The following is a 26,906-nucleotide window of genomic DNA, read 5'->3' as shown; positions in this document are numbered from 1 at the left end:
ACCGCAGGGACAGATCGACGGGCTCGTCGAAACCCTGGCCCGGACGCCCGGCTAAGCCGGACGCCGTAACCGCGACCTCGGCGCGCGTCCTAGTCGGCGGTCCGCCCTGCCGCCGCGCCGTCCGTCGCGGACGCCGGGCGGTCCGGCCGGGGGGGTGCGCCAGACCCGGCCGCCTCCGGCATCGGAACGGGCGGGTCCGCGGTCCCGGCGCCAACGCGGGGCGGGTCCGCGGTCCCGGTGTCGGAGCCGGGCACGTCTGCGCCGGCCCGGTCGGACTCCGGCAGGCTCTCGCCCGCGGCACCGGGCTGCGGCGGGTTTTCGTCCGCGGCGCCAGGGCCGGGTCCGGGGAGGTCCATGCGCGGACCGCCGGTCCCGCTCGGCTCCGTGCCCTCCGGGCCCGTGCCGCCCGCGTCCGGGATTCGCGGCGGGGCGGTCCCGCCGAACGTGGTCGCCGGCGCCGGCAGGATCACCTCGAGCACATCACCGCCGCGGATCCTGTCGGACCGCGCGACCGGCATCGTCGTGCTCTTACCGTCCGCGACGCGCGTGACCTCCATCCGGGCCTCGGCGCCGTCCAGCAGGTTCACGATCCGCGTCCCGGTCCGCGACGATTCGGCGAACAGCGCCGCCTCCGTCTCCATCTTGATCCGAAGCTCTCGGATCGCCGCCTCCTGGTCCTTCGCGCCCTCCACCAGTTCCCGGCGCCGCTCGTTGGTCAGGTCAAGCCGGTCGCGCCCGGCTTCGTTCAGCCGCTGCTCGGCGTTGAGCCGCGCGGTTTCCAGTTCCAGCAGCCGGATCCGCTGATCGGCCACCTGGCGCTGCAGGCTGTCGCCGCGGTCGGCGGTCGTCAGCCCCCGTTCCAGCAGGTTCTGTACGTTGGCCAGGTTGTCCTCCAGCAGGGCAAGCTGCTCCTCGCGCAGAGTCACCTGGGTGTCGAGCTGGGCGATCTGCCGTTCCAGCAGTGTCTCCAGGTCGTCGATCTGCGACAGGTTCGAGCGCAGGGCCGTTTGGCGCGCCTGCAGGATCTCCCGTTCCTGGGCGATCAGCTCCGTGCCCATGGTCGCGCCCGACAGCTCCTGCGGCGGGTCGATCTCGGTGTCGTTCAGCTCGGCCCGAAGGCGGGCCAGCGTCGCCAGGCGGCGCAAAAGGTCGAATTGAAGCACCTGATACGTGCCGATGGAGGTCAGCGCGTTGCGCCCGCCCTGCAACAGCTGCGCGCCGGGCGTGTCGAGCCCGCCGGCCAGCGTCAGCGCCTGCAGCACGGTCATCCCCGGCGTGTGGGTATAGGCACCGGGCGCGCGGACGTCGCCCAGCACGTAGATCGGCGCGAAGGCGGCGATGGTGACGATCGCCTGCACATCCCCCCGCGTCCCCAGGCGGCCCTGCAACTGGGCGGAGATCTTGTCGGCGAGCGCGGCGGGCGACAGGTCCGTCACCTCGAATGCGCCGGCCACGGGCAGGGTCAGCACCCCCTCCGGCCCGATGAGGAACCGCCCGCCCAGGCCGTCCCAGGAGACGAACGCCTCCTCCACCGGGTCCCAGCGGCCGATCCGGATCTCGACGGTCTGTCCCGGCTCCAGCGTCCCCTCCGCCGACAGCACGGGCGCAGCCTCTCCCGCCCCCCCGGCCTGCGCCAGGACGGCGGGCGCGGTCGCCGCCCAGAGCAGTGCGGCGCAGAGCAGCGGCGCGCGCAGGATCCGGGCCGGACGCGGCCGAACGGTACGCGGCGAAACGAAGCGGTCACGCATGGGTCGCCAGCTCCTCGTAGCTGCCGCGGCGCATGTACTTGCGGGCCCGGGACAGTTCGGCATCTTCCAGGACGGTCGTCTCCAGCCGCTCCGTGAACCGCGGGTGGTCGCGCAGCGCATCCGTGACGAAACCGGGCTGGACCTGCCCCCATGGCACCCTGAGCAGCGTCAGGTCGTAGGCCCAGGCATTGGGATCGCTTGCCGCGGTACGGGCCAGGGGTTGCATCTGCAACAGCACGACATCGTATTCCTGGCGCAGATCCTCGACCATCCGCGCGACATCGGCGCCGGCGTGATCGGTGTCCGGCGCATAGCTCGCCAGCATTTGCGACAGGCCGATCGCCTCATGCGTCCCGTCGGCGGACTGGCCCAGCTTGTCGCCGTCGGCACCGTCGCGGATCAGCAGCACCTTGCGGGCGCCCTGGCGCGACAGCCGCGCGGCCAGCGCAGCGGGCAGTTCGTCGGGCCTGTCCAGATCCGCCGTCAGCGGCGCCAGCCCGATCAGCGTGCCCCGGTCGGGCTGCAGGCGCGCCTCGCAGACCTGGGCCAGCCGCTCCACCGTCCGGCGGCGCACCCGGTCCGACCCGGAGGCGCCGCGCCCGGTCGGCAGCAGTCCCACGCAGGGCAGGCCGGTGTCCCGGCTCAGGGTGCTGCCCGTGCGCACGGGCTTGGGGAGAAGCTCCCAGATCGCGCCGATCATCAGGCCGATGAAGCCGCCCAGCAGCATCCCCGACAGCAACATCGCCTTTTTCTGCGGGCTGGAGGCGCCGTCGGGCACCTCCGCCTGTGAGATCACCTTGACCGACGCGATGGGAAAACCCTGCTGCTGCAGCGTGACCTCCAGCCGGGAGAGATAGTCGCGATACACCTGGCTGTAGGTCTCGGAGATCGCCTCGAGCTGCTGGAGCCGGCCGCGCAGGGCATCGCCCGCGTTGGTGGTGTCGGTGGCCGTGTCCAGGTTCGTGCGCAGAGATTCCTCACGGCTCCTGGCGACGTTGTAGGCGACCCGCGCCGCCTCGGTCGCCTGCTCCAGTTCCAGCTGGATCGCCTGGCGCAGATCCTCGATGCTGCCCTTCAGGCCCTGGGCCTGGGGGTGATCCTCGCCGTATTGCTCGATCAGCCGGCGGTAGCGCAGGCGCGCGTCGAAATATTCGCGCCGCAACTCCTCGACGTTCGAGCGCAGGCTGCCCTCGGCCAGGGGCACGGTCACGATATCCTCGCCGTTCGCGGCCCGTTCCAGCAGCGATTCCATGCTTTCCAGCTGCGCGGAGGCCTCGGCCGCATCCGCCGCAGCGGCGACCAGTTCGCTTGCCAGTTCGGACTGCTGCTGTTCGGTCAACAGGTTGCCGCGCGCCTGCATCAGGTTGTTCTTGGAGCGGAATTCCTGCACGGCCGCCGCGGCGTCGATGCTCTGCTGCTCCAGCCGCTTGAGCCGTTCGCGCAGCCATGTTTCGGCAGAGCTTGCGACCTCGGTCGTGTTTTCCAGCTGGAACCGCTCATAGGCGGCGCCGTAGCCCCGCGCGATCAGCGCCGCGCGCATCGGATCGTAGCCGCGATAGCTGATCTCGATCACCAGGCTGCGCCCGGCGCGCGAGGCACCCAGCCGCGCGCGCAAGATCTCCGCGGCGCGGTCGCGGTCTGTCGCCTCGATCCCCAGGGCCTCTTGCTCGGCGCTCGTTCCGGTACTGCCGGCGTCCGCGCCGGCATCGGCCGGCCGTTCCGGCGGCGCCGGAGAGATCAGCCGCGCGAGGGGATCGGTCAGCGCCCCGATAGAGCCGATGACCTTTTGCGTGGCACCGACCGGCGGGGACAGGAAATCCGCGTCCTCGTCCAGGTTCAGCCGGTCCACCACCTGATAGGCCAGGGCGCGCGACTGGATGATCTGGATCTCGGACTGCACCGCGGTGTCGGAGCGGACCACGTTCGGCAGCGGCGACACCTCGTTCAGCAGATCGGCCCGGTCCTCGTCCAGCAGCACCGTCTCTACGGCGGTGTAGCGGGGGACGGAGCCCAGGATCATCAGCACCGCGATCGCGATCCCGGCCAGGGCGCATACCGTGACCAGTACCACCTGCCGCCGCATCGCGCGAACGACGGCGCCCAGGTCGATCCGCGCCTCGTCGTCGTAACCGGCCAGCGGATCGGGGTTCGCCCTTGTCCAGGCGATGGGACGGTCCTGTACGGGTGAGGTCATGTCGAAGTCTCCGAGCGGTCTTGCACGGCCGGGATCGCGCGGATGCGCGCCGTCCGGCAGGGAAGGGACGCGACGCGGGGCGGCGCGAAAAGGCGGCGGCGGGCGGTCATCGGGCGAACTCCGGCAGACGGCCGGCGGTCCGCACCGCCCGGGCCCGCCGCACCGCCCGTCCGAGCACTGCGGATCGGTCGGTCAGATAGAGGATGATGAACGGCACCAGAAAGGTGCCCGCCGTGTAGGGCGTCACGAAATCCACCTCTGCCACGGAGCGCACCAGAAAGAGCACCGACAGGCCGGTGCAGAGCATGACCGACCCGTCCGGTGCCGGCCCCAGCGTGGCCGAGATCGGCAGCACGAACAGCAGCACGCACAGCGCGGCCACCAGCGCCAGGCCCAGAAGCCCGGTGCCGACATAGGTCTCGATCAGCAGGTTGTGAAAGTGGAACCCGGTGCGGCCGGTGATATAGAATGTCTCCCAAAGGGTCTCCGCCTCCGGTCGGCCCCGCACCCAGAAGGCGCTGTAGCCGATCCCCAGGAACGGCTGCTCCGCCCCGAAGGTCAGCGCCTGGTTCCACAGATAGGTGCGGCCTGTCAGGGTGGAATCCTTGCCGAAGGCGCCAAGCACCGCGTCGAAGGCCCCCAGCCGGTAGGCGGCCAGCCCCATGGCCACCCCGCCGCTCAGGACCAGCGTCACCGCGGCGCGGCGCGGTCCGGGGGCCAGCCTCGGCAGCGTGCCGGCCAGCGCGATCGCCCCGAAGGCCGCGAAGGCCGACAGCAGCGACGTCGCCGAATTCGACATCAGGAGCATGACGATCCCCAGGACCGTGACGGCCGCGGCCAGCGGGTAGAGCAGCGCGCGGCTGCGGAACCCCCACACCAGCGAGGAGGCGAAGAGGATGGACAGCGTGGCGTAATAGCCCAGCTGGTTCTTGGAAGAGAACGCGCCGTTGAACGCGTAGCTTCCGTCGATGTAGTCGAAGGAATAGCCCCCGTTCGCCGCGGAATAGAGCAGCACGAGCAGTCCGCCGATCGTGCCGCCCAGGGCCAGGTTCGGCACCGACACGATGCGGGCGGCGATCAGCGCGCAGACCACGGTTGTCCCGTACTGGATGCCGGCGCGCAGGGTGGTGGCCGACGCGTCGCTCCACAGGGTAGAGGCCGCGAACACCCCCGGCACGATCAGCAGCAGCGCGACGGCCCAGGGCCGGACCAGCAGGATGCGCGGCGCGACGACCAGCGGCAGGAACCACACGGCGTAAAAGGCCAGAATAGAGATCTGACCGAACCGGATCGAATAGGCGAAGACGAACAGCGACAGCGCGACCGCGGGCACCACATAGGCCGTGTTCCGCGCGGGGTCCACGATGATGTCCTTGGGAATCTTCAACGTCGGTCTTCCTCGTTCCGTATCCTGGCCGTGGCGCCGTGTCGTCGCCGCCGCGGCCCGGGGGGTGCCTTCCGGGCTGCGGCCGGAGGCCCGGTCCACCGCGCTCGTGGCCGCAATCGGGCCGCGCCGCAAGTCCCGCGGCCCGATCCTGGCCATATCACACCGGGATTATCCGAAAGCGTCAGCCTTCCGGACGCGCCCCGCCCGGGTCGCCCGCGTCGGCGCCGTCCCGCCGGTCCGCCGCGGCGTCGCCGCACAGCACCGACCCCTCGAACCGGCAGTCCGACCCCGGCGGGCTGTAGGCCACCCAGTCGACCTCCAGCACCTGCGGCGCATTCCGGGCCTCGAAATCGCCCATCCAGCCGGTCAGCCGGTCGCTGGACCACAGGCTCAGATAGAGCTTCTGCGCCTCGTCCGGGATGCTGCCGCCGCGCGCTTCGCGGATCTGGACCCCGTCGATGAACCAGCGGATCCGCTCCGGCTCCCAGATCATCGAATAGGTGCGGAACGCGCCGTCTTCTTCCATCTCCAGAAGCTCCGGACGCGGATCCTGCCCGTCGAAATGCACGTTGGTCTGCAGCGACGGCCCGTCGGGCGCGATGAACTCGAAGTCGATCTCCTGGTGCGGCTTGTTCTGGGGCGGACCGATGTAGGTGAACATATTGGCGTTCAGGCCGACCGCATAGGGCACCTTCATCCGCGCCTCGAACGTGCCGTAGGCGAAGCGCGCGTTGGACTGGATCTCGGCGCAGGCCAGCGGCGGATCGCCTCCGGGCAAGGACTCCAGCGACAGCCGCAGCCGGCCGTCCGCGACGCGGACGCGGTCCTGCTGCCACAGACAACTCTGATGGTCGCCGTTCGTCCAGCCGTCGGAGACATACCACCTGTCGCGGTCGAGCCCGTCGAACCCGTCGAAGAAGGCGCCGTCCGCCCGGACGCCGTCGGTTGCGTCCGCGTCGCCCGCGGCCTGCTGGGCCCGGGCGGGTGCGGACAGGGCGGCGCAGAACGCCAGGACAAGGCCGACAGGGGCGCGCATGACAGGATCGCCTATGTAGCAACGGGTTCCGGACGCCCGCGGCCGACAATCTAGGCAAGCCTGCCGAATGCAACAAGACCGTCCGCGCCGACATGGTTACCGCAGGTTATGGCCCGTGAAGCCCGCCCGGACCCGTCCCGGGATCCGGCGGTGCAGGTCCGACAGGCCCGCGCCGCGGTCCGGAAGGTGACGGCGCAGAGACGTTCGCGTGGCGCTCCGCATCTCCACGTGCGGCGTATCCTCGGGCGCAATCCGCGCCGACGCGGACCGGCACCAGCGCCGACAGGCCCGGTCGTCCAGCCGCAATCGCAGCGGTCCATGGGCCGCGCAAGGACGCGCGTTGCGGGCGCGGACCGGGACCGCCCGATCCGGTTCAGTCGCAACATCGTGTTCCAACGGCGCGGAGTCCACGTGCGGTTGTGCCATGTCTCGGCACCGTCCAGCGCCATCGGCGGCGGGTCCGGACAGCCGGCAGGCCCGCCGTATGGTCCCGGCGGTCGGCGAGGAACCGCGCGCACACGGTCACCGGCAGGCGGTCCGCGCCCAGCGCGTCGCGGACCCCCCGCAGCCGGGCGCGAGGGCCCGAACGGCGGACGATCGGCCGTTCGACCCACGCGCCGCCTCAAGGCTCAGGTGCGTCCGTCCGCTGCGCAGCAGGAAACCGGTATTCAAGAGCGCCCGGTTGGCCGGTTCGCGCAGGCTGAACAGCATCCTGACATGCGGACCAACGGCGGCGAACACCTTATGAGGTATCCGGACTCCCCGGTGCGGCCGGAGCCGCCGAGCGTGCCAAGGGGGCGGGGCCGTGCGGCGTCAGACCGCCGTCAGCCCTCCGTCCAGCGCCAGCGCCTGTCCGGTGAAGAACGTGTTGTCCGGCGCGCAGGCCCAGAGCATCGCCTGCACGATCTCCCCGGGGGCCGCGATCCGGCCCATGGGAACCCGCGACAGCGTCCGGGCCGTCGCGTCGCCGCGCGACACCCCGTGCCGCTCCGCGATCCCGTCGGCCATCGCCTCGAACAGCGGTGTTGCGGTGAACGACGGGCAGAGCGCATTGACCCGGATCCCGTGCCGCGCGACCTCATCCGCCGCCGAGCGGGTCAGCCCGACCACCGCGTGTTTCGACGCCGCATAGGCCGCCAGCCGTCCCGCGCCCACCAGCCCCGCGGCGGAAGCCACGTTCAGGATCGCGCCCTTGCCCGCCGCGATCATCGGCGGCAGCTGGTGTTTCATGCCCAGGAACACGCCGCGCGCGTTGACCGCCATGATCCGATCGAATTCCTCGACCGGGATCGCCGTGAGCGGCGCCATCGCACCGCCGATCCCGGCATTGTTCACGGCGACGTCGATCCGCCCGTGCGCGTCCAGCACGGCAGCCACCATGTCCCGCGCCGCCGCCTCGTCGCTGACGTCCGCCACGACCGCGCGGGCGCCCAGGGGGGCCGCCACCGACTCTACACCGGGGTCCAGATCGACCAGCGTCAGCCGCGCGCCCTGCCCGGCGAAGGCCCGCGCCGCCGCCGCCCCCAGCCCGGAGGCGGCGCCGGTCAGCAGCACCGACAGGCCCGCGAATCCCTCAGCCACGGGCGGCCTCCAGCCCGCCGGCGGCGAAGAGCGGCACGTTCTCGCCCAGTTTCAGACCGCGCTCGGGGTCGCTGGCATTGCCGTCCAGCGCGCGTTTCTTGACCCCCTGCAGGATCGCGCCCATGCGGAAGAACGCGAAGGCCAGATAGAAATTCATCGCCGGCATCTCCGCTATTCCCATCCGTGCGGCGTAGGTCTCAACGAAGGCCGCGTCGGCGGGGATGCCAAGCGCGTCGCGGTCCACGCCGGCCAGCCCGCGCCCCTCCGGCCCCGCCGGCATCCGCCATTGCATCAGCAGCGCGGCCAGATCCGCGAAGGGATGGCCCAGGGTGGACAGCTCCCAGTCCAGCACCGCCACCGCCCGGGCCGCGTCCGGCGCGAACAGCAGGTTGTCGATCCGGTAGTCGCCGTGGACCAGGGTCCGCCGGCCGTCGTCGGGCGGGCGATTCGCGTCGAGCCAGTCGATCAGCCGGTCCATGTCCGGCACCGTTCCCGTCTCGGACGCGCGGTACTGCTTGGTCCAGCGGCCGATCTGCCGGGCGAAATAGTCGCCTTCGGGTCCGTAGTCCTCCAGTCCCGCCGCCGCGACATCGACGCCGTGGATCGCCGCCAGCACCCGCGCCAGCTCATCGTAGATCGCCGCGCGCGCCGCGCGGTCCACCCCGGGCACCCTAGGGTCGTCGAAGCTGCGCCCCTCCACGTGATCCATGACGTAGAACATCTTGCCGATGACGCTCTCATCCTCGCAGAGCGCCAGCATCCGCGGCACCGGCACCGCGCTGTCGGCGAGCGCCCGCATCACGCGGAACTCCCGGTCCACCGCATGGGCCGACTTCAGCAGATCCCCCGGCGGCTTGCGGCGCAGCACCATGCGGCGGTCCCCGGCGCAGAGCAGGAAGGTCGGGTTCGACTGCCCGCCGGTCAGCCGCTGCGCGGTCAGCGCGCCGTTGAGGGCGATCCCTTGCCCGTCCAGCCAGCGCGCCACGGCGCCCTCGTCGATCAGATCGCTCATGTGCGGTACGTCCTCAGCTCGTGACGCGCCACCTGCCGGCGGTGCACCGCGTCGGGACCGTCGGCAAAGCGCAGGGTGCGCAGATGCGTCCACATCCGCGCCAGGGGCGTGTCCTGGCTGATGCCCTGACCGCCGTGCATCTGGATCGCCTCGTCCACGACCTTCAGCGCCATCAGCGGGGCGACCACCTTGATCTGGCTGATCCAGGGCTGCGCCGCGCGCGTGCCTTCGGTGTCCATCATCCAGGCCGCCTTGAGGCACAGAAGCCGCGCCTGCTCGATCTCCATGCGGGCGTTGGCGATGATGTCGTAATTCGCGCCCAGTTCCGCCAGCGGCTTGCCGAACGCCTCGCGCGACAGCGCCCGGCGGCACATCAGGGCCAGCGCCGCCTCGGCCTGGCCGATCGCGCGCATGCAGTGGTGGATGCGTCCCGGACCCAGCCGGCCCTGCGCCACCTCGAAGCCGCGGCCCGCGCCCAGGATCAGATCGTCGGCGGCGACGCGCACGCCGGTGAAGCGGATGTGCATGTGGCCGTGCGGCGCGTCCGGGTCGCCGAAGACGCGCATCGGGCGCAGGATCTCTATGCCGGGGGTGTCGGCGGCGACGACGAACATGGAATGGCGCGCGTGGCGCGGGCCGTCGGGATCGGTGCGGGCCATCACGATATAGACCGCGCAGCGCGGATCCCCCGCCCCGCTGGCCCACCATTTCTCACCGTCCAGGACGTAGTCCCCGCCCTCCCGCACCGCCGCCATGGCGATCTGCGTGGCGTCAGAGGACGCCACGTCCGGCTCGGTCATCAGATAGGCAGAGCGGATCCGCCCCTCCAGCAGCGGCGCCAGCCAGCGCGTCTTGTGCGCCTGCGTTCCGTAGCGCTCGAACACCTCCATGTTGCCGGTATCGGGGGCCGAGCAGTTGAACACCTCCGCGGCGATGGGAACCTTGCCCATCTCCTCGGCCAGATGGGCGTATTCCACCGTGCTCAGCCCGTAGCCGGCATCGCTGCCGGTCAGCCAGAAGTTCCACAGGCCCCGCTCCCTCGCGCGGGATTTCAGCCCGTCGAGGATCTCGACCTGCCGTTCGGTCAGCGCGAACGGATCGCCCGACGGATGCCGCCCCACTTCGGCGTGGTACTCCGCATCCAGCGGGGCGATCTCATCCGCGATCATCGCGGCCACCCGGTCGATCAACGGCCGGACCCTGTCGGTCGCTCCCAGAAACATGCGTGCCCTCCCTGACCTCCTGGACAGAGGTAGCCGCAAACACCGCCACGGGCCAGCCCGCCCCCTGTGCGCCGCCGCCCGGCGCGACTATGGTCGGGGCCGGACAGGATCGGAGGAGTCCCATGCGCGCAGTTCTGCAACGGGTGAGCGAGGCGTCGGTCACGGTGGACGGCACCCGCATCGCGGCCATCGGACCCGGCGCGCTGATCCTCGTCTGCGCCATGCGGGGCGACGACGGGGTGGCGGCGGACGCGCTCGCCGGCCGGATCGCGCGGCTGCGCATGTTCCGTGACGACGCCGGCCGGATGAACCGGTCCCTGGCCGACACCGGCGGGGCGGCGCTGGTGGTCAGCCAGTTCACCCTGGCCGCCGACACCGCGCGCGGGAACCGGCCCGGCTTTTCGGCCGCCGCCGCGCCGGATCTGGCCCGCGCGCTCTGCGACCGGGTGGCCGCCGCGCTGGCGGCGCTGGGGATCCCCACCGCCAAGGGCCGCTTCGGCGCCGACATGCGGGTGGCGCTGGTCAACGACGGACCGGTGACGATCTGGCTGGAAAGCTGACCGCGCCCCGGCTTGCGCACCGCCCGGCAAGCGGCTAATCGTGACGGCGCAACGCGGGCGTTGTGTAATGGTAAGACCTCAGCCTTCCAAGCTGATGATGCGGGTTCGATTCCCGCCGCCCGCTCCAGCCTTCTCCGCTGCGACGGTCGGACGGCTTGCATTGCCCCGGCGGGGGTGGAACACCGCTGGGGCCACGAAAGCCCGGAGCGCCGTCTTGCCCAAACCCAGCCCCACCCAGGACCGTCCGGGATCCAAGCAGATCGGCGCCCTGGCCGCGCTCTGGCCGTTCCTGGCGCGCTACCGGCTGATGCTGACCGCGGCACTCTCCGCGCTGGTCTTCACCGCCGCCGTGTCGCTGGTGCTGCCCATCGCCGTGCGCCGCGTCGTGGACGGGTTCGAAACCACCGCAGAGGCGCTCCTCGACCAGTATTTCCTGGCCTTCCTGGCCATCGCCACGGTCATGGCCCTGGGCACCGGCCTGCGCTACTACCTGGTGACCCGGCTGGGAGAGCGCGTCGTCGCCGACATCCGCAAGGCCGTGTTCGACCGCGTCATCGGCCTGTCCCCCGCCTTCTACGAGCGGATCATGACCGGAGAGGTGCTGAGCCGCATCACCACCGACACCACGCTGATCCTGTCGGTCATCGGCTCCTCGGTCTCGGTCGCGCTGCGCAACGCGCTGATCCTGGTCGGCGGGCTGGCCCTGCTGGTCTTCACCTCTCCCAAGCTGGCGCTGCTGGTCATGGCGCTGGTCCCGCTGGTGGTCGTGCCGATCATCGTGCTGGGCCGCCGCCTGCGCGTCCTCAGCCGCCAGAACCAGGACTGGATCGCGGAATCCTCGGGCAACGCGTCCGAATCCCTGTCCTCGGTCCAGACCGTGCAGGCCTTCACCCATGAGGCGCTGTCCCGGGACACCTTCGCCCGCGTCACCGAAAAGAGCTTCGACGCCGCCCGCCGCCGGATCGCCGTCCGCGCGCTGATGACCGTGCTGGTCATCCTGCTGGTGTTCGTCGGCATCGTCGGCGTGCTGTGGATCGGCGCCCGCGACGTCCGCGCCGGGACGATGAGCGTGGGCGAGCTGGTGCAGTTCGTCATCTATGCCGTGCTGGTGGCCGGCGCGGTCGGCGCCCTGTCGGAGATCTGGGGAGAGCTGCAGCGCGCCGCCGGCGCGACCGAACGGCTGGTCGAGCTTCTGACCGCCACCGACAGCGTGACCGACCCCGCGACGCCGCTGCACGCCGACGCCGCCCAGGGCCGGATCGACTTCGACAACGTGACCTTCGCCTATCCCGCCCGAAGCGAGACCGCGGCGCTGGACGACGTGTCGCTGACCGTGACCCCCGGCGAGACCGTCGCACTGGTCGGCCCCTCCGGCGCCGGCAAGACCACGATCATCCAGCTTCTGCTGCGCTTTTACGATCCGCAGTCCGGCGCCATCCGGCTCGACGGCCGGGACCTGCGCGACATGGCGCGCCCGGACTTCCGCCGGCACATCGCGCTGGTCCCGCAGGATCCGGTGATCTTCGCCGCCTCGGCGCGCGACAACATCCGCTTCGGCCGGCCCGGCGCCACCGACCGGGAGGTGGAAGAGGCCGCCCGCGCCGCCGCCGCGCACGATTTCCTCATGGCCCTGCCGCAGGGCTACGACACCTATGTGGGCGAACGCGGCGTGATGCTGTCGGGGGGGCAGAAACAGCGCGTCGCCATCGCCCGCGCCATCCTGCGCGACGCCGCCGTGCTGTTGCTGGATGAGGCGACCAGCGCCCTCGACGCCGAATCCGAGGTGCTGGTCCAGCGCGCCGTGGACCGCCTGGCCCGCGGCCGCACCACGCTGGTGGTCGCGCACCGCTTGGCCACGGTGAAAAAGGCCGACCGCATCCTGGTGTTCGATGCCGGACGGATCGTCGCCCAGGGCACCCATGACGAGCTGGTGGCAGAGGGCGGCCTCTACGCCCGCCTCGCCCGGCTCCAGTTCACCGCCGGCCTCGCCGCGGAATAGCCCGCGCCGCCGCCGCCCGGGTTAGCGCTTGCCCTCACGCGCCGCTGCGTCAGACTTGGCGCCATGGCCCGACTGCGCCAGACAGTCGGCCAACGGCCATTTGGGAGGATGCCATGGGATACGCGACAGCACAGGACCGCCACAGGATCGAGGGCGTCGCCCCCTGGGCGGAGCGCGACGTCCCGCGCACCGTCTGGGAGCAGATCACCCGCACCGCCGACCGCTTCGCCGACCGGCCGGCGGTCACCTTCCAGCTCTTCTCCGACCCCCGCGACAAGGCCGAGACCCTGACCTGGTCCGACCTGCGCGCCCAGGTCGCCCAGGCCGCCAACCTCTTTCGCGACCTCGGGGTGGGGCCGCAGGACAAGATCGCCTACCTGCTGCCCAACTGCAACGAGACGGTGGTGACCTATCTCGGCGGCATGGTCGCGGGCGTTGTCGCGCCGATCAACCCGTTGCTCGACTCCGGCCAGATCGCCGCCATCCTGCGCGAGACCGGCGCCAAGGTGTTGGTCACGCTGCGCGCCTTTCCCAAGACCGACGTCGCCCAGAAGGCCGCCGCCGCCGTGGCCGAGGCGCCGAACGTGCGCCACGTGCTGGAGGTCGATCTCCACCGCTACCTGACCGGGATCAAGAAGCTGGCCGTCCCGCTGATGCGCCCCAAGGTCGAAGTCGCCCATGACGCCCGGGTGCAGTCCTTCGCCAAGGCCCTCGCCGGGCAGCCCAGGACGCTGCAGTTCGACGATCCTGCGACGGACCGGATCTGCACCAACTTCCACACCGGCGGTACCACCGGGATGCCGAAGGTCGCGCAGCACCGCCAGTCGGGCATCATCTACAACGGCTGGCTGGGCCAGGAGCTGCTGTTCAGCGAGACCGACGCGCTGATCTGCCCGCTGCCCATGTTCCACGTCTTCGCCGCCGTGGTGGTCATGGGCGCCTCCATCGCCTCGGGCGCTCATGTGGTGTTCCCCACGCCGCAGGGCTATCGCGGCGATGGCGTGTTCGACAACTTCTGGAAGCTCTGCGAACGCTACGGGATCACCTTCATGATCACCGTGCCCACCGCCATGTCGGCGCTGATGCAGCGCAAGGTCGATGCCGACATCTCGCGGCTGAACATCGCCTTCTGCGGCTCTTCGCCCCTTCCGGTGGAGCTCTACCGCCGGTTCGAGGAAGCCGCCGGCGTCACCATCTGCGAAGGCTACGGCCTGACCGAGGCGACCTGCCTCGTCTCCATCAACCCGCCCGACGGCGAGAAGAAGATCGGCTCGGTCGGTCTGCCGTTCCCCTACACGAAGGTAAAGATCTTCCACGACACGGCGGACGGCGCCAGGGAATGTCCCACCGACGTGGTGGGAGAGATCTGCGTGTCGAATCCCGGCGTCATCGTCGGCGATACCTATTCCGACCAGTCCAAGAACCGCGACCTCTACCATGGCGACTTCCTGCGCACCGGCGATCTGGGCCGCGTCGACGCCGACGGCTATCTCTGGATCACGGGGCGCGCCAAGGATCTGATCATCCGCGGCGGCCACAACATCGACCCCGCCGAGATCGAGGAGGCGCTGGCCGGCCATGACGCCGTGGCCATGGCCGGCGCCATCGGCCAGCCCGACGCCCATGCCGGCGAACTCCCCTGCGCCTATGTGGAACTCTGTGCCGGCGCCACCGTGACCGAGGACGAGCTGCGCGATTTCGCCAAGGGCCGGATCTCCGAACGCGCCGCCTGGCCCAAGCGGATAGAGATCCTGGACGAACTGCCCAAGACCGCCGTGGGCAAGGTGTTCAAGCCCGACCTGCGCCGCCGCGCCATCATCCGCGTCTACAACGACGCCCTGGCGGAGGCGGGCCTGGCCGCCGAGATCACCCGCGTCACGGAGGACAAGCGCCGCGGCCTCGTCGCCTGCGTGGGCCGCACCGGTGACGTGGACGACGCCGCCGTGGCCCGTGTCCTTGGCGATTTTACCCGGCCCTGGGAATGGGATGCCGGGACCGGCACCGGGGCGGAGTGACGCAGGCCGCGCCCCGGAACTCCGGCCCCCCGCCGCCGGTTTCGCCACAAAGGCACGGAGGGACCGATGGCGAAATCCCGCGACGAGATTTGGGACGACTGGCGCGCGCTGATGAACATGGCGCCCAGGGAACTGGAAGAGTGGCTGGAGACCGAGGAGTCCCGCGCGGTCGGCGACGACGCGGACGGTGAGAGCACAGGGCACGCCTCGGGCCGCCGCATCGTGTCGATCAAGCGCACCGACAAGGACGATCTGACCGACGACCAGTGGGACCATATGGGCAAGGTCGTGGGCTATGTCCGCCGCCACTGTGCGCAGGTTCCGGATGGCGACATCGAAAGCTCCACCTGGCGCTATTCGCTGATGAACTGGGGCCACGATCCGCTCGCCGACGGCGGTTGCGCCGAGTAACCGGAACGGACCGGGGTCCTACGGGACTCTTACACGATTCATACGTCGATCTTGCAGGGATCTCCGAAAAGCCCGGCAGGCACCGGGGGTCCCGAATCTCCGGGTTCGAAGACCGATACCCCCAGCGTCTCAGGACCCGTCGATGGGACGCTAACCCTCTGATTCACTGCTCGAAAAAGCGAGCGATGTCATGAGCGGCCCGTTCTGGCCGGGCGACGGACAGATGGTGCGTCCCGCGCGCTCCTTCCCGAAGCCACACGGCAAGCCCCGCACCGACGACAGGCGTGTGTTCTCTGGCATAATCTTCATCAATCGCAATGGATTGCGTTGATGCGATGCCGGGGGGGACGGGCCGCGCCAGGACCCCCTCCCGCCGTCGGAAGCGGTCGAACAGACGGGGGTGTTCGCACGGATCCTTGCGGGACCTGCCGCGGAGGAACCCGGTGGTGATCGACGCGACCTCCCTCAAGACACACCGGACAGAGACCAGCCCGCGCTTGAAAACCGGGGTGCGTGGAGACCTGATCGGCCGCACCACGGGCGGGACGAACACGACGCGGCACGCCGTCACCGACAGCGTCAAACGCCCCATCCGGTTCTTCGTCAGGGCTGGCCAGGTCAGCGAAGATTTCGGCGTGCGGGCGCTGTGTGGCCCCCTTCCTGCGGTCGACCGCGGGACCGCCTGCCGGGGCCACGACGCCGACTGGTTCCGCGGAGCCTTGGAAGACAACGGGATAGGCCCTTGCGTCCCCGGCCGGAAGTCTCACGACACGCGGCGATACATGCGACGCAACCGCAACGAAATCGTGTTCGGCGGCCCAACGGACTGGCGCCGGGTCGCAGGCCGCTACGACCGTTGCCCCAGGGTCTTCCTGTCGGCCGTAGCACTCGCCGTCATCTTCTGGCCCTGGTCACAATCCCTAGAGGTCGCCCGCCAGTTCGGCGAGCCACGTTTCGGCATAGCTTAGCCCGGTTTCGGGATCCTGCGTCCACGGATCGTCGGCGCGCGCGGGGTCGAGCCCGGGTCGGCCGCTTTCGAACATGTCCGGTAAACCGTCGCCATCGGTGTCGGCCGGCGGAGGGCTGGCGGCGATCTCCGGCCAGCCGCCGACCTCGGCCGCCGTATCGATGACTTTGCCCGTGCAATCCCGAATATCCGCGACGGCCCGCGTGTCGAGCGCGTCCCTATGTCCGCCATCCGGCAGGCGGTCGCCGACGATGGGCAGGAGCGTCTTGAGCAGATCGCCGACCTCCAGAAGCGGACGGTTGGCCGACAGGATCGGCGCGGGGGAGCGGTTGGCCCGGGCCACCGGGCCGAGCACCGTACCGTTGCGGTCCGATTTGCAGCGCCGCAACGCCAGGTTGTCGCGCGCCTCAAGTTCGATCTCGCCATTGCCGAGAAGATAGAGCTCGACCGCGACGGGCGTCTTCCAGTTCGTGCTGGGGCCCGGCACTGTCAGATTGCCGATATGAGCGATCCGGGTCAGCCCGTAGAGGTTGTAGTACTCGCCGAACTGGCTGATCGGATCGTAGAATACGTTGTTCAAGACCTCGACAGGACCCGTGTCGGTGGCCTTCACGTCCGGGTTGCGGTCGCGGTGATGGGCAAAGACGTTGCGCATGAGGGTGACGCGTCCACAGCCGTCCGCACCTCGATCCATCGAGCAGATCAGGGCGCCCTTGGAATGCCGGCCCTTGGGGTGCGTGGAGCGGTCAAGAGAGAAGGCCAGAAGGCTGTTCGCTACGGTAATGTCAGCGGTCAACCCCTGACTGGCATGGATGTTCAAGGTCTCGTCCGTGGCGAAGCCTAGGGATAGATGATCCAGATACACACGGGTCGCGTTTTCCAGCGTGATGGCGTCGACACCCGCGTTCTCGACCTCGGGCGCGCCGGGGCGGATCTTGAGAAAGCGGATCACGACGTCATTGGAGTTCTTGACCACGACCGGCGTGCTGGTGCCGTCGCCCAGACGGATCTGCACTCCGTCGCCCGGAGCGGTTTGTCCGGCGATGTAGACGTTCGGGCGGACGCGGATATCGCTGTTCAGGCTGATCGTGCCGGACACGTCGAAGACGCAGACGCGGGGGACGTCCGCCTCAGCGCAGTCGCGGAGCGACCCCGGCCCATCGTCCTTGAGCGTTGTCACGCGGGTGATCGCGCCGCCTTTCCAGCCCACGGCCTCTGCCCCGAAGCCCATTGCGCCTGGAAAGGCAATGCCCTCTGCCGCCGCCCACAAGGGGGCCAGCGCCAGAAGCGACCCGAGCGCGAGGGCCTTAGGCACGTTTGACATAGTCATAGGCGGCGTAATCCACATAGCCGTAGACCTCTGCACGGCGCGGCTCGACGCCGTTCACGACGATACCGGCGACGTTGAGACCGTTGCGCTGCATCCGCTGAGCCGTCTGGGTCAGGGTATTCCGGTCCGTCCGGCCCCATCGGCTGACCAGGATGGCGGTATCGGAAAGGCGCCCGAGGCGGTTCGACTCCTCGGAGATGAGGTAGGGAGGCGTGTCGAAGATGATCATGTCGTAGCGCTCCCGAAGGGCATCCAGCGATTTCGACAGACCCTGCTGGTTCACCACCTTGCGCGAAAACCGCGATCCGTGCCGGAAGTTGAGGAAATCGACACCGGGATAGGGGGTGCTCTGGATCGTCTTTTCCAGCAGGTCGACGTCCCCCAGGACGCTGCCGACGGTGGTCTTGCCGGGTGGTGCCTTGAAGGCCGCGGTGGCGCCGCCACGATGCACGTCGAAGTCGATGAGCAGGACCTTGAGATCGTCCATCGCGGCGGCAACGGCCATGGATGTGGCGATCGAGGATTTCCCCTCTGCCGCGAGGGGCGAGCCGACGAAGACGAAGCGACCGCCCCCTTCGCCCCGTGCGTCAACCGCGGTGACGAGCGACCGGATGGCCTGGGAGAAGGCCGGATAGGCGTTCGCTGCGATGATCGCATGGGGCCCCTTGTGCTGGCGGAGGGCGGACCAGGGCAGCTTGGGCAGGGAGGCGATGACATTCAGGCCGGTCTCCGCCTCTGTCTGGCCGGGACTGCGGACGCGCCTGTCGAGGCCTTCGCGGAAAAGCGCCAGGATCGCGGCGAGCAGCGTGCCCGCGACAAGGGCAACGGCCAGCGAGGCCGGCGCGTTGGGTCCGATCGGCGTGCGCGGAACCTCCGCGACGGAGATCTGGCGCGCGTTCGACTGGGCGGCGTCTCTCTGGGCCTCAAGCTCACTCAGGCGCTGGTTGACGGTGTCGAAACGTTTCATGTCCGTCTGCAGGGCAAGCTCTTGCTTGGCCAGTTCGATCTCCGCGCTCACGCGGTTGTTGAGCACCTTCTCGATCTCGTCGATGCGGGTCTGCACGGTCTGGCGGGCCTCCGACCCCTCGCTCAGACCGTTCAGGCGTCGCTGGAGAGGGGTCAGTTCCGCCAGCAACAGGCGGGTCGCGTCGTCGTCGCGCAGCTTGTTGTCCTGGATCAGGCTGGTCATGGCGACCTGCTGGGCGCTCAGATCGCCGGACAGCTCATCGCTGCGTGCGGCCAGAAACTTGATACGCCGGTCGAGGTTCGCGACCTGCTTGGACAGGGTGTTGTTCATGTACAGCCCTGCCACACCGTTCGCGATCCGTGCCGCAAGCACCGGGTCGCGATGGGTCGAGGTGATCTCGATCACGTTGTGGCGCGGATTGCCGCTGACCGCGTAAAGGCCCTGCAGGTTGGTGATCGCGCGTTCGCGACGGGCATCGGCAGACATCTCTTCGACGGCGCCCTCGGCCGACAGGCCGAGGGTCCGAAGCGTTCTGGCGATCAGCCCGGGTTCCGTCGGGGCGATGGGCTGGGGGTTGATACGCGGGTCCGCGAAGAGATCGAGCCGCTCTGCCAGGTTGGCGGCGAAGTCGCGGGAGCGCATGACCTCGATCTCCGTAAAGACCGTGGTCGGGGTGACGTTGCCCTGGTTCTGGCCGGTGTCCAGTTCCGACGGGGTATCCGACGCTTCCAGCACCAGCGCAGCACCGGCCTGAAAGATGGGAGGCTGCCGGCTGACCCACCAGCCGGTCGCGATGACGATGAGCGCCACGATCACGACGATGAAGCGCAGGTTGCGGCGCAGGATTGCGAGGATGTCGAGGTCCGGGAGGCGGCGGTTGAAGCCGCCGTCCGCCAGGTTGGCCCAGGCGGTTCCGATCCGGTTCGGCGCCGCCAAATCTTCGGTACTATATGTCACCAATTATCTCCCACGTCGGTGGCGCTCCCCGCCCCGGTCTTGTTCAACTACACACCGGCAGCCTGCTGGACCATTATCACGTCCGGGGCGTGCATTGGTGCAGAAGTATCGCGCTAAGCCTTTCGAGTAGGGCGATCGGTGCGATTCCGCTTGTGCGGCGCGTCGGCGGACAGCCCTACGGCAAGGGTCAGCGCCAGCGGCACCATCCAGAAGCGGGCATAGACATGGGCGAAGGCGTTGAGCAGCACCGCATAGGTGATGCCCATGGCGATCACCAGCGCCGCCCTGTCGCGGGTTTCGCGGTCCGCGTAGAGGATGGCGCCAGTAATCAGGAAAAGACCCAGCATCGCCACGAGGCCGCCGAGGGAAAGCACCCCGCCTTCTACCAGAAGCAGGATATAGGTGTTGTGGACCGGCTGCCCGTAGCTGTTGATTTCACGGAACTCATCGGCGCCCAAGCCGATGAACGCATATTCGCGCGCCAGATCCCAGCCCTCTTGCATCAGGATGACCCGGTCGGAAAACGTGCCGGCCTGTTCGATATCGCCGGACGAGACGGCACCGAGCACGCGGTCCGAAAATTTCTCTGGCAGGATTTCCGGACCCATGATGACGAAGGCCAGCATACCGGCACCGACGCAGAACAGCAGAGCGAGATAGCCGCGATAGCCGCGCATCAGGACGGACAGGGTCGCCACACCGGCCACCAGCGCCATGATGCCGGTGTTCGACGCGGTCAGGACGATACCGTAGATCAGTGTCAGGATGATCACCGCGCCCAGAAGCGGATGCAGCCAGCGGGTGGCGCACAGATAGAGTGCGACGATCGCCGCCGTCGCGATCATCGCCGCGGCACCGTTCTCACGCCCGAGGACCGTTCGCAGGCGACCGGAGGCCGAAACGATATTGCGCGGCGGGTTCTCGACGTAGTTGAAAACATAGGCGCCGTGGATCACCGCGATCAGGATCGTGGCAACGAAGATCAGCAGCAGCAGGGAACAATCGCGGTAGCTGCGCCGGCAGATCACCAGAGGCAGCAGCAAAAACGCGAAACTGTACTGGCTGAGCACCACGACGGCGCCCAGGGGACGGTTCGCCACCAGCGATCCGACCAGCATGCCGGTTGCCAGAAGCGCGAAGGCCGCCAGCCAGATGGTCGTCAGCCGCCCGAACGGGTCAAGCGACAGGCGTCCGGTCACGGCGAGGATGACGACGGACGCCAGGGCAAGAATATCGGCACCGGTGATGTAGATGTTCGGCAGCACGATATTATTGTATGGGCTGAGGAACACCACTGCGGCGGCCAGCCAGAAGCCCAGCCGGTCATCGGCCCTTGCCGGCGTCGCGGGGGCGTAGCTCTGGCCCGCGGGACCGGGCCGGGAGACCTGCGCGTGTTGGGAAAGGTCGCTCATGGTATCACGTGGCTCGCCCCGAAGGTCAGGATCGGAGGGCGGCTGCGCATCTCCGGTCGGCCCCGATATACCTGACAGCATCTTGGAAGAAATACCCCGACCGGGTGAGTGACCGACTACTATGCGCGCTTGCTCCCGGCGCCAAGGCGCCGGAAACTCCGCCTGCACAGACCTTTTAGCGGAACCTACCGGACGTGTCAGCGACCATTCTCTTTCCGTTCGTCGGCGGCGACACCGTCGGCGGCAGCCATGTGTCGGCCCTCGCGGTGGCGCGCCGCCTCGACGCGGCGCGGTTCCGCCCCCTGGTCCTGCTGCACCGCGGCGGCGGAACCCTGGAAGACTACGTGCGCGATGCCGGTATCGAGACGCGGATCATCGACGCGCCCATCATGGCCCCGAAAGCGGTGCGCGGCGCGCTGGATGTTTCTCCCGCGGCGTACATGGCCCGTTCACTTCCCCGGATGATCCGTCTCATCCGTGAGACCGCAGCCGACATCGTGCACACCAACGACGGGCGGATGCATGTGAACTGGGCGCTTCCGGCCAAGCTGGGCGGGGCGAAGCTGCTCTGGCACCACCGCGAGGACCCCTCCAAACGGTTCGCCAACTGGTTCGCCCCGCACCTGGCCGACCGGATGCTTACCGTGTCGCATTTCGCGACGCCGCCGCGGGCCAGGCGCGTGATGGGCGACCGGGTCGAGGTGGCGCGGAGCCCGTTCGATTTCTCTCCGACGCCCCGCGATGTGACGGCGGAACGGGCCCGCTTGCGCCAGGAAATCGGTGCCGGCGCGGACGCGCTCGTCCTGGGCTATGTGGGCTTTCTCAATCTGCGCAAGCGTCCGGACGTTTTCGTCAAGGTGATCGCGCGGGCGGCCGGGCGGATGCCGGATCGAGAGGTCCACGGCTGCATCTTCGGGCAGGAAGAGACGCCCGGCATGATGGACACGGTCCGGGCGGAGATCGCGCGCCTGGGGCTATGCGACCGGGTCCATCTGATGGGTCACAGACCCGGTATCGCGGGCCCGATGAGCGCGCTCGACATGCTGATCGTCACCGCGCTGAACGAGCCCTTCGGACGCACGCTGATCGAGGCCATGGATCTGGGCGTTCCGGTCGTGGCCACGGATCACGGCGGAAACCCGGAGGCCATCGACCACGGCAAAACCGGGCTCCTGGTCGCCCATGACGATCTGGACGGCTTCGCGGCCGCGGTGCAGGACCTGGCCGACAGCCCGGCCTATCGTCGTTCGATCGCCGATCGCGCAAGAGAAAGCGTGCATGCCCGCTTTGGCCTGCGCCCCAGCGTGCAATCGGTCGAACGTGCCTACGAGGCGCTTCTGGGATCGGCCTACGGTGCCTGCCCGGGCAAGGGCGCGCCGGACGCCGATGCCACCCGGGGCGCGGCAGTGAGATGATCGAGGAGAGAGGTTCGATGACGGTTGTCCGCCTGCTCATGGACGCACGGTTCGCACGGTTCCTGGGCACGGGCGTGGTGAATACGGGCTTCGGCTACGGCGTCTTCCTGCTGGGACTAACGTTGGGACTGGCACCGGGCCTTGCCCTGGCGCTCCAGTTCGCCCTGGGGATCCCGTTCAACTACATGCTCCACGGCCGCTACGTTTTCGGCACCCGTGGCGTCGGTCGGCTGCCGTCCTACGCGCTGGCCTATCTGGTGCTCTATGGCGTCAACCTTCTGTTTCTATGGGCGCTGTCCGAGGTGATGCCCGCTGCCATCGCCCAAGGCCTGATGCTGTTGCCCATGGCGGCCTTGTCGTTCCTGGTCCTGTCACGGCTCATGCGGAGGCGGGAAGGATGACGGCGCTGCGTGAACCCGCGGGCCGGACGCGCGTCTCCGCGGGGCGGCTTACCGCGCTCCTTCCCGGTGCGCTCATGGCGATCCTGTTTCTGGGCATCGCCCTCCGGGTGCTGGGGTACGAACTCAGGGCGGATGAGCAGCTCTACATCCCGCCGGCCGCCCTGCTGGGGCAATACGCGCTCTACGAAGACATCTTCTACAACCACACTCCCTATTCGGCATGGTACTTTCGCGCCCTCTACCTGATCCTTCCCGGCGATCATCTGGTCCTGGCCGCGCGGCTCGGTATCGTGCTGGCCTGGGCGATCACGCTATGGGGCATCTGGGCGGCCGTGCGGGCGCTGTCGGGTGACCGGATGGTGGCGCTGACCTCCGTGGTCGCGGTCGCGGCGAACATCCATCTGCTGACCGTGCCCGGCATGACAGCCACCAACAACTTCCTGCAGATCGGACCGGCCTTCGGCGGGCTGGCGCTTTTCGTGCTGGCGATTTCGGGGGTGCGGCGCCGGGCGCTGGCGGCCTTCGGAGCCGGGGTGTGCCTGTCGATCGCCGTGGGGGTCAAGATCAGCAGCTTCGTGCTGGTCCCGCCCCTCGCCATCGCGGCGTTTCTGCTGCCCTGGCACCTGCCGTTCCGCGAAAGGCTGGTCACCGTCACGTTGCCAATGGCCGTCGGCGGGTTGCTTGCTGCGGCGCCGCTCTTCGCAATGCTCATGGCGGATCCGGACCTCTTGATCGCCCATGTCGCCGGCTACCATACCGGTCCGCATCTCGCCTATTGGGACGCCATGAGGTACAGCGAGCCGGGCGTCGTCATGGGTCTGTCCGGAAAGCTGCGTCTGGCCGTCGAGATCTGGCTTGCCGACACCAATCTTCTGATCCTGTCCGTGGCGGCCATCGTACTCGCCCTGCTGACCGCCGGGCGGGAGCGTCTGTCGATCGCGGCGCTGGTCGTCACCCTGACGGTGACGGTGATCGTCATGGCGGCCAGCTTCCTGCCCACCCCGTCCTTTCCGCAATATTTCGTCCTGCCGATCATCGGTTTCGTGCTCATCCCCGCAATCCTGTGGCGCGGCGTTCCACCAGGCGCCAAGCCAACGCTCCGGCTGGTGCTGGCGGGATTGGTCGGCACGATGTTCGTCCTGGCGCTGCCACGGATCGGGGAGGCCCTTGCCAAGGGTGCCTTGGGCGCACCGATGACCCACCAGAGGGTCGAGGCCGCGGGACAGAGCATCCGCGATGCCCTGGGCGGAGAGGCAGGGCGGATCGCGACGCTTTCGCCGGTCTATCCGCTGGAGGCCGGACTTGCCGTCTATCCGGAATTCGCAACGGGGCCGTTCGGCTACCGCGTCATGCCCATGGGAGCCCCGGACGACACCGCGCTCTTTGCCGTTGTCGGACCGGATGGCGTCGCCGCGCTTCTGGACGCGGAGCCGCCGGCGGCCGTGCTCACCGGCTTCGCGCCCGATCTCGAAGCGCCCTTCGTCGCCTGGGCAAAAGCCAATGGCTACAGACCCGATCCCGCGGTAAATTTCAGCGACCGCTACGGCGACGCCGTGCTGTGGGTGCCGGAGGCGGCGCTCAGCCGATAAGGTCCAGAGCGGCGTCCAGGGCATCGAGCGTCTCGATCCGGCGATGCGCCTCATGCGCAGCATTCGGCGCGGGCGCGGTGTGCACGCGCTCGGCCCGGGCGATCATAACGGTGCGCCATCCGCGGGCCCGGGGCGTGACGAAATCCTTGGCCGGGTTGTCCGCGACATAGGCAAGGGTGTCGCCCGCCCGCCCTGTCAGCCGCTCCACCTCCGCGTAGGCGACCGGCGACGGCTTGCCGGCCCCCGCGCCCATGGCGCCGGTCAGCAGGATGGGATCCAGCCACCTGGAAAGCCCCAGGGCCGCCGCCTTCGAACCCTGGGTCGCGGCAGGACCGTCGGTGATCAATCCACCCGGCCCCTCCATCCGCTCCAGGTACCTCCGTGCGTCGGGAGCGAGTGCAATGCGGGGCATGTGGCTCCGGTAGATCGAAACGAAATGGTCTACCATGCCCCGATCCGGTGCGTGGCCCAGCGCCGTCAGAGCGCGATCGAAGATCCGCGACCGCTCTCCGCCCAGAAACAGCTTGCCTGCCGCGGCCTCCAGCCCGTCGATGCCGAACTCGGACCGGGCCGCGTCGCCGACGGCGCGGTAGCCGGAAAGGCAGAAATCGCGCTCCAGGTAGAGCGTGTCGTCCATGTCGAAGACGATGAACGGGCGGCTCACAGCCGGTTGCCTTCTGCATCGCGGAAGATCGCTGCGTCGTAGCGGATCATCTCCACCCCCGCCGCCCAGTCGTCATGGGCGCTGCCGGGCTGTCCGGTGATTTCTTCCAGAAGCCAGCGCGCGAAAACCGCGCCGGATGCGTGTGCCAACGGGTAGCCTCCGCCGAACCGCGCATTGATCTCGAACACGCAGGGGCCACGGTCCGGATCGTCGATGAGCTGAAAGCACAGCGCGCCAGACGCGCCAGGGATGGCCGCAACAAGCTGGCGGGCGATCCGCGTGAAACGCGGATCCCGGACGGTGCGCCCCTTTTCGACCTCACCGGCACGGACGGAAATCCGCAGGTGCGGAACGGCGGTACGAAATTGGCCGCCGCGGTCCACGAACACGTTGATCGTGTATTCCGGCCCCCGAAGGAACTCCTGAAAGATCATCGGCTCCGGATAGTCCCGCTCCACGTCCCCGGGCCCCTCGAGCACGGCCAGCCCACGGCTGGCGCTGCCCCCCGCGGGTTTGGCGAAAAGTGGCCACGGCAGGTCGGCCCCGGGCGCGCGCAGATCGTCGAGCGTGAAGGTGCGCGGCACGGCCAGCCCTGCCCGGGCCAGGCGGGCACAGGTCTCGCCCTTGTCGCGGATCACGTCGATATAGTCTTCGGATCCCACGTGGACGCGGGTTCCATGCGCCGCAAACCGGTCTGCAGACCGTGCCAACACGGCCAGTTCGGTGTCGATGGTGGGCACCAGGAGGCCAATCGCCTGCGCATCGCAATACTGAAGGAGGGCGTCGATATAGCCGGCATCGGTGCAGCGCGGCACCTGAAAGGCATGCTCCGCCGCCAGACACGCGGCGCTGAGCCCGGGCGAGAGATCGCAGGCGTGAACTTCGATCCGGTGGCCGAGCGCCTCCGCACTTTGGCGAAAACACGCGACCAGACCGGCACGACGTCCGGCCGATGTGAAGAGAACGCGGACGGGTGCGCTCATCGGCCCATCACCGTGTGGCGGGCAGGAAGCTCACCCCGCCATCCAATCACCTCTATCGCCGAGAAGCCCGCGCAGTTGACGATGAGCGTGTCGCCAACTTCCTGAAGTTGACCGGGCATCCCGATATATCCCGGCGGACCGTCGTGGACCCTGGCCGAGTCGATCCAGAGCCGCCCCTTGGCATGATCGGTGAAGGCTCCGGGATAGGGCTCTCCCACCGCACGAATCAGCCGGTCGACGTCAGCCGCGGTCAGCGTCCAGTCGATCCTGCCGTCCTCTGCCGTGCGGCGGGCGCAGTAGCTTGCCTGCGCGCCGTCCTGGCGCGTGCGGATGTCGTCGCCCGCGGCGATGCGGTCGAGCGCCTCCGGCAGGATGCGGCACAGCGTCTCTATCTGCTTGTCGTAGAGGCTGCGTGCGGTTTCCCGCGCCTCCACCGGAAAGGCGCCCTGGATCAGAATATCGCCGCTGTCGCAACCCTCGTCGATCCAGAAGAGCGTCGCGGCGGTCTCCTGAAGGCCAGCCAGGATGGTCCAGGGAATGGCCGCGCGGCCGCGCAGGCGCGGCAGCGGCGCCGGGTGAAAGCCGACGGTGCCGAGCCGCGGGACGGCGCGAAAGTCCGCCTTGGCGATCTGCGACCAGCCGATGACCAGGATCAAATCCGGTGCAAGATCGCGCAGTTCCGCCAGGGTCGCTGTGTCGTTGATGTCCTTGGTCTCGAACACCGGCACATCATGCTTGCGCGCCACCTCTGCCAGATCGGCGTAGTCGGAATGACGCGCCGCGGCCTCTGCCGGTATGGTCAGGACCAGATCCGGAACATGACCGGCATCGCACAGAGCCTCCAACGCCCGGCGAGACCCCTCAACCGCACCGAGAAATGCCGTCTTCGGCCGATCAGCCCTGTCAATCATCCTGCGCACCTGCGTTGTCGTTCCCGGACCGATCGGCCCGCACCATGGATGAGCCGCCCTGCGGCCGCTCTTCAACTGAACATTTGCTCTCCGAATACACCTTTTGAGGGACGAATACGGCCCTCATAGGGCATTCATTCCCGA

20 protein-coding genes, 1 tRNA gene and 1 pseudogene are annotated in these 26,906 nt (G+C 69.0%); 9 read left to right on the top strand and 13 right to left on the bottom strand.

Annotation, left to right across the window (positions count from 1 at the left end; translation table 11 throughout):
- Positions 1 to 89: 89 nt before the first annotated feature.
- The 7 genes from KW83_RS09965 to KW83_RS09925 form a co-directional block, all read right to left on the bottom strand.
- Entirely contained in the window at positions 90 to 1,748 is a 1,659-nt protein-coding gene (locus KW83_RS09965; RefSeq protein WP_036178025.1) for an SLBB domain-containing protein, read from the bottom strand.
- On the bottom strand, positions 1,741 to 3,942 hold the full coding sequence (locus KW83_RS09960) for a GumC family protein (RefSeq protein ID WP_036178023.1): 2,202 nt from the start codon (positions 3,940 to 3,942) through the stop codon (positions 1,741 to 1,743). The genes KW83_RS09965 and KW83_RS09960 overlap by 8 nt, the downstream gene beginning before the upstream one ends.
- Before the next feature lie 106 nt (positions 3,943 to 4,048).
- A complete protein-coding gene (locus tag KW83_RS09955; RefSeq protein WP_036178021.1) occupies positions 4,049 to 5,329 on the bottom strand; it encodes an O-antigen ligase family protein in 1,281 nt (426 codons plus the stop codon).
- Positions 5,330 to 5,510: 181 nt separating this feature from the next.
- The gene (locus KW83_RS09950; protein WP_051928417.1) at positions 5,511 to 6,365 is read right to left on the bottom strand and encodes a family 16 glycosylhydrolase; all 855 of its coding nucleotides are present in this window, start codon (positions 6,363 to 6,365) and stop codon (positions 5,511 to 5,513) included.
- An 813-nt stretch (positions 6,366 to 7,178) separates the two neighbouring features.
- Positions 7,179 to 7,946: an SDR family NAD(P)-dependent oxidoreductase gene (locus tag KW83_RS09935; protein ID WP_036178015.1), complete on the bottom strand. Its 768-nt coding sequence runs from the start codon at positions 7,944 to 7,946 to the stop codon at positions 7,179 to 7,181.
- On the bottom strand, positions 7,939 to 8,958 hold the full coding sequence (locus tag KW83_RS09930; protein ID WP_036178013.1) for a phosphotransferase family protein: 1,020 nt from the start codon (positions 8,956 to 8,958) through the stop codon (positions 7,939 to 7,941). Before KW83_RS09930 ends, KW83_RS09935 begins: the two co-directional genes overlap by 8 nt.
- Positions 8,955 to 10,181, bottom strand: coding sequence for an acyl-CoA dehydrogenase family protein (locus KW83_RS09925; RefSeq protein ID WP_036178011.1), 1,227 nt, complete (start codon positions 10,179 to 10,181; stop codon positions 8,955 to 8,957). The genes KW83_RS09930 and KW83_RS09925 overlap by 4 nt, the downstream gene beginning before the upstream one ends.
- Positions 10,182 to 10,303: 122 nt before the next feature.
- On the opposite strand from KW83_RS09925, the gene dtd reads away from it, so the two are divergent.
- The 6 genes and pseudogenes from dtd to KW83_RS19890 form a co-directional block, all read left to right on the top strand.
- Positions 10,304 to 10,741 (top strand): D-aminoacyl-tRNA deacylase, encoded by a 438-nt coding sequence (gene dtd / locus KW83_RS09920; protein WP_036178010.1) that lies wholly within the window; start codon positions 10,304 to 10,306, stop codon positions 10,739 to 10,741.
- 53 nt (positions 10,742 to 10,794) lie between these two features.
- Positions 10,795 to 10,868, top strand: a tRNA-Gly gene (locus KW83_RS09915).
- A gap of 87 nt (positions 10,869 to 10,955) precedes the next feature.
- The gene (locus KW83_RS09910; RefSeq protein WP_036178008.1) at positions 10,956 to 12,740 is read left to right on the top strand and encodes an ABC transporter transmembrane domain-containing protein; all 1,785 of its coding nucleotides are present in this window, start codon (positions 10,956 to 10,958) and stop codon (positions 12,738 to 12,740) included.
- Positions 12,741 to 12,853: 113 nt separating this feature from the next.
- On the top strand, positions 12,854 to 14,755 hold the full coding sequence (locus KW83_RS09905) for an acyl-CoA synthetase (protein WP_036178006.1): 1,902 nt from the start codon (positions 12,854 to 12,856) through the stop codon (positions 14,753 to 14,755).
- Between the two features lie 66 nt (positions 14,756 to 14,821).
- A complete protein-coding gene (locus KW83_RS09900) occupies positions 14,822 to 15,166 on the top strand; it encodes a DUF3140 domain-containing protein (protein ID WP_036178004.1) in 345 nt (114 codons plus the stop codon).
- 190 nt (positions 15,167 to 15,356) lie between these two features.
- A pseudogene (locus tag KW83_RS19890) lies at positions 15,357 to 16,071 on the top strand (IS5/IS1182 family transposase); the annotation flags it as partial.
- A gap of 15 nt (positions 16,072 to 16,086) precedes the next feature.
- On the opposite strand, the gene KW83_RS09890 reads toward KW83_RS19890, so the two are convergent.
- The 3 genes from KW83_RS09890 to KW83_RS09880 form a co-directional block, all read right to left on the bottom strand.
- Entirely contained in the window at positions 16,087 to 17,448 is a 1,362-nt protein-coding gene (locus tag KW83_RS09890; protein WP_161785482.1) for a pectate lyase family protein, read from the bottom strand.
- Complete coding sequence (locus tag KW83_RS09885) at positions 17,441 to 19,387, bottom strand: polysaccharide biosynthesis tyrosine autokinase (protein ID WP_161785481.1); 1,947 nt, start codon at positions 19,385 to 19,387, stop codon at positions 17,441 to 17,443. The genes KW83_RS09890 and KW83_RS09885 overlap by 8 nt, the downstream gene beginning before the upstream one ends.
- 113 nt (positions 19,388 to 19,500) lie before the next feature.
- Positions 19,501 to 20,799, bottom strand: a complete 1,299-nt coding sequence (locus KW83_RS09880; protein ID WP_036177995.1) for an O-antigen ligase family protein — start codon at positions 20,797 to 20,799, stop codon at positions 19,501 to 19,503.
- A 194-nt stretch (positions 20,800 to 20,993) separates the two neighbouring features.
- Between KW83_RS09880 and KW83_RS09875 the strand changes: the two genes are divergently transcribed.
- The 3 genes from KW83_RS09875 to KW83_RS09865 are packed head-to-tail and all read left to right on the top strand — an operon-like array spanning position 20,994 to position 24,204.
- A complete protein-coding gene (locus tag KW83_RS09875) occupies positions 20,994 to 22,214 on the top strand; it encodes a glycosyltransferase family 4 protein (protein ID WP_051928416.1) in 1,221 nt (406 codons plus the stop codon).
- A gap of 17 nt (positions 22,215 to 22,231) precedes the next feature.
- Entirely contained in the window at positions 22,232 to 22,615 is a 384-nt protein-coding gene (locus KW83_RS09870) for a GtrA family protein (RefSeq protein WP_036177993.1), read from the top strand.
- Positions 22,612 to 24,204, top strand: coding sequence for a glycosyltransferase family protein (locus KW83_RS09865; RefSeq protein WP_036177990.1), 1,593 nt, complete (start codon positions 22,612 to 22,614; stop codon positions 24,202 to 24,204). The genes KW83_RS09870 and KW83_RS09865 overlap by 4 nt, the downstream gene beginning before the upstream one ends.
- Here KW83_RS09865 and KW83_RS09860 read toward each other — a convergent pair.
- The 3 genes from KW83_RS09860 to KW83_RS09850 are packed head-to-tail and all read right to left on the bottom strand — an operon-like array spanning position 24,194 to position 26,762.
- Positions 24,194 to 24,868 (bottom strand): HAD family hydrolase, encoded by a 675-nt coding sequence (locus KW83_RS09860; protein ID WP_036177988.1) that lies wholly within the window; start codon positions 24,866 to 24,868, stop codon positions 24,194 to 24,196. The two genes, KW83_RS09865 and KW83_RS09860, sit on opposite strands and share 11 nt — an antisense overlap.
- Positions 24,865 to 25,851, bottom strand: a complete 987-nt coding sequence (locus KW83_RS09855) for an ATP-grasp domain-containing protein (RefSeq protein WP_036177986.1) — start codon at positions 25,849 to 25,851, stop codon at positions 24,865 to 24,867. The genes KW83_RS09860 and KW83_RS09855 overlap by 4 nt, the downstream gene beginning before the upstream one ends.
- Positions 25,848 to 26,762 carry a methionyl-tRNA formyltransferase gene (locus KW83_RS09850; RefSeq protein WP_036177984.1) on the bottom strand — a complete coding sequence of 305 codons (915 nt, stop codon included), beginning with the start codon at positions 26,760 to 26,762 and terminating at the stop codon, positions 25,848 to 25,850. Before KW83_RS09850 ends, KW83_RS09855 begins: the two co-directional genes overlap by 4 nt.
- Between the last annotated feature and the right edge of the window lie 144 nt (positions 26,763 to 26,906).

This window comes from Palleronia rufa (genome assembly GCF_000743715.1).
In the GTDB taxonomy this organism is placed as follows: Bacteria; Pseudomonadota; Alphaproteobacteria; order Rhodobacterales; family Rhodobacteraceae; genus Palleronia; species Palleronia rufa.
Note: the sequence above shows the minus strand (reverse complement) of the source record. Positions and strands in the feature narration are given on the sequence as shown.

What these genes read in the sequence shown, in the direction of transcription:
- dtd (WP_036178010.1), top strand. Translation starts at nt 10,304, where the DNA reads ATGCGCGCAGTTCTGCAACGGGTGAGCGAGGCGTCGGTCACGGTGGAC.
- KW83_RS09865 (WP_036177990.1), top strand. Translation starts at nt 22,612, where the DNA reads ATGACGGCGCTGCGTGAACCCGCGGGCCGGACGCGCGTCTCCGCGGGG.
- KW83_RS09960 (WP_036178023.1), bottom strand. Translation starts at nt 3,942, where the DNA reads ATGACCTCACCCGTACAGGACCGTCCCATCGCCTGGACAAGGGCGAAC.
- KW83_RS09950 (WP_051928417.1), bottom strand. Translation starts at nt 6,365, where the DNA reads ATGCGCGCCCCTGTCGGCCTTGTCCTGGCGTTCTGCGCCGCCCTGTCC.
- KW83_RS09855 (WP_036177986.1), bottom strand. Translation starts at nt 25,851, where the DNA reads ATGAGCGCACCCGTCCGCGTTCTCTTCACATCGGCCGGACGTCGTGCC.
- KW83_RS09965 (WP_036178025.1), bottom strand. Translation starts at nt 1,748, where the DNA reads ATGCGTGACCGCTTCGTTTCGCCGCGTACCGTTCGGCCGCGTCCGGCC.
- KW83_RS09850 (WP_036177984.1), bottom strand. Translation starts at nt 26,762, where the DNA reads ATGATTGACAGGGCTGATCGGCCGAAGACGGCATTTCTCGGTGCGGTT.
- KW83_RS09905 (WP_036178006.1), top strand. Translation starts at nt 12,854, where the DNA reads ATGGGATACGCGACAGCACAGGACCGCCACAGGATCGAGGGCGTCGCC.
- KW83_RS09870 (WP_036177993.1), top strand. Translation starts at nt 22,232, where the DNA reads ATGACGGTTGTCCGCCTGCTCATGGACGCACGGTTCGCACGGTTCCTG.
- KW83_RS09930 (WP_036178013.1), bottom strand. Translation starts at nt 8,958, where the DNA reads ATGAGCGATCTGATCGACGAGGGCGCCGTGGCGCGCTGGCTGGACGGG.
- KW83_RS09925 (WP_036178011.1), bottom strand. Translation starts at nt 10,181, where the DNA reads ATGTTTCTGGGAGCGACCGACAGGGTCCGGCCGTTGATCGACCGGGTG.
- KW83_RS09880 (WP_036177995.1), bottom strand. Translation starts at nt 20,799, where the DNA reads ATGAGCGACCTTTCCCAACACGCGCAGGTCTCCCGGCCCGGTCCCGCG.
- KW83_RS09900 (WP_036178004.1), top strand. Translation starts at nt 14,822, where the DNA reads ATGGCGAAATCCCGCGACGAGATTTGGGACGACTGGCGCGCGCTGATG.